The organism is Streptosporangium sp. NPDC049644 (genome assembly GCF_040675205.1).
Lineage (GTDB): Bacteria > Actinomycetota > Actinomycetes > Streptosporangiales > Streptosporangiaceae > Streptosporangium > Streptosporangium fukuiense.
Window position 1 is genome coordinate 1 of record NZ_JBFAOJ010000237.1, and the last position, 2,149, is coordinate 2,149.

At 67.2% G+C, this 2,149-nt stretch carries 1 protein-coding gene; it reads right to left on the reverse strand.

Going from position 1 to position 2,149, the window contains the following annotated elements:
• Positions 1-531: 531 nt before the first annotated feature.
• Positions 532-1,938: a helix-turn-helix transcriptional regulator gene (locus AB0J58_RS44740; RefSeq protein WP_357795922.1), complete on the reverse strand. Its 1,407-nt coding sequence runs from the start codon at positions 1,936-1,938 to the stop codon at positions 532-534.
• Between the last annotated feature and the right edge of the window lie 211 nt (positions 1,939-2,149).

A 2,149-nucleotide genomic window follows, 5' to 3' on the forward strand; every position in this document is an offset into this window, starting at 1 on the left:
CTTTACCGACCCCGAGCTTCAAGCTGCACTCCAGGCTTCCCCTATCGGATCCAGCTCAGCAACACATGCTTAAAGCCGTACAGGCAAAGGGACCTGACCCCAATACGACGAATAGCCCCCACCACAACGGTGGGGGCTTTCGCGTGTCCATGCCGTCCTGTTATGGCCGGTAACCCGTGGGACGTATGGGACGTCTCATGATCGTGTCCCGGCTCCGGCGAGGGGAGCCGGGGCCTGCCGCTCGGTAGTCCCGGCGTCGGTCGTCTGCGGCTGGATCAGGCCGAGCAGCGGCGACTGAACGCTCCGGCTTCGGCGAGAGGAGCCAGGATCCTGCAGATTTCTGCAGGTCAAACCCTTGTAATGCCTTTAAAGGCCAGGCAATATCTTGCTTTGCGGGCCGCCCTATCCCCATCCCCTCACCCGAGGATAGAGCGGTCCGTCCACTCTCCAGACAGGTCAGCGCCAGTAGCCGATAGCGGTGACTGGACGCTCCGGTCCCGGCTTCGGCGACGGGGAGCCGGGGCCCCGAGGTCACCGCAGCGCGGTCGCGAGTTCCCGCACCCCCGGTACGCGCGGGTGCAACGCGGTGAGATCGTCGGCGACCTTCCGTATCGTGGGCCGGTCCCGCACCTCGCTCGGCGTCTCCCTGTAGGCCGCGAGCAGCGCATCTGCGGTCTCCTCCGGCTCGCCCCACTGCCACCAGGCCCGCGCCATGTCAGTGTGGTACCGGCCTCGCCGCTCCGGCGTCCGATACATCTCCGGCCGCAGATCCTGCCCCGCACGCACCGCCGCCCCTGCGTCCCCTAGCGCGTAGTTGAGATTCACCCGGTACATCCGGACGAACGGCAACGCATCCGCTTTGCCCGTCAACGCGGCCAGGCGTTCGGCAGCGCGCTCGGCGTCGGCGAGCCGCGCAAACGCCTCCTTCCGGTCGCCGGCCTGGCTTTGAGCGTAGGCGGAGGTGCACATCAGCCTCAGGTACATGCCTAGCTGAGGTGCAGTACGTAGCCCCATGACCTCCAGGGTGTCGGCAGCCCGCCCCACCACCTGCGTGGCCGCGGCGTGGCGACCTCCAGTGCGCAGCATCATCCCCATCGCCCGAGCCGAGGCCGCCACAGCCACCGGATCCCCAGACCGCTGCGCGTACAGCACCCCCCGGTCGGCAGTGATGCGCGCCGTGTTCTTGCGACCTACCTTGTTCAGGGTGTCGGTCGCCAAGTTGTGACACCCCGCCAGCAGCGCCCACCCTGCCGGAGTGTCCACCCGCTCCGCAGTGTCGGCCGCGGCGGCGAGCATGGTCGGGAGCCCGCCCAGCAGGGGCGCCAGCGCGCCGACGTCGAACTGTTGTCGCCCGGCCTGGAGCCGTTGCTGGATCTCGCTGAGCGTTTCGGGCCGTCTCACCTCCACCGGCACGGCGAGGGCGTCTTCGAGATTCAGCAGCAGTTGCAGCGGGACCGACAGTCCCACCGCTTTGATCATCGTGCGGCGTCGCATGGGATCTTCCCTTTCGTCGTCACTCTCGTCTTCACCCACGGTAATGACGGGAGTCAATGGTGTCGGAAAAGCCGCGCGGCGCCTTTGCGTATGAGTCCGTAACCCGAGCTGATCCGGGTGCGCCCCGTAGACGCGGGCAAGCATGACGGCGTACTCCGGGCCCGGCCGGTCCGGGCCATGCTCGAAGCGGCACAGCATCGCCTCCGACAGGCCAGGTGGCTGCAGTCCATCGGCCATGTAGAGGTCGGCGACCTGGGCGACGGTCTGGGCGCGGGACCAGCCCAAGGCCAGCCGCCACGCTTCCAGGGGCAAGACCTCTGGAAATGCCCCACGTAGCGCGGCGACGATCCGCTCCAAGGGGAAGCCTGCCCGCTGGCCGCGCATGCGGATGGCGATCGCCTCACGTTGGATCTGTGCGCGCCTGGACCTGGTGATCTGCCCCATAGGGCTGCCTCCGCGGGTCACAAACACCGACAGATGAACCGTAACCGACTCACCACTTACCGTGAAGACATGTGTGTGTCATTGAGCCCACACCCTCAATGACCGACGGCCGGCCGCAATGACCGCGCGCTCCGCAGCAGCCACTGTGGAAGTGCAAGCCAACCGGCACCACCGACTGGGAAGGCACACCATGACCGTCATCCTCGACCGT

Bases quoted from the DNA above. Each gene is read 5' to 3' on its own strand.
- AB0J58_RS44740 (WP_357795922.1), bottom strand. From the start codon at position 1,938: ATGGGGCAGATCACCAGGTCCAGGCGCGCACAGATCCAACGTGAGGCG.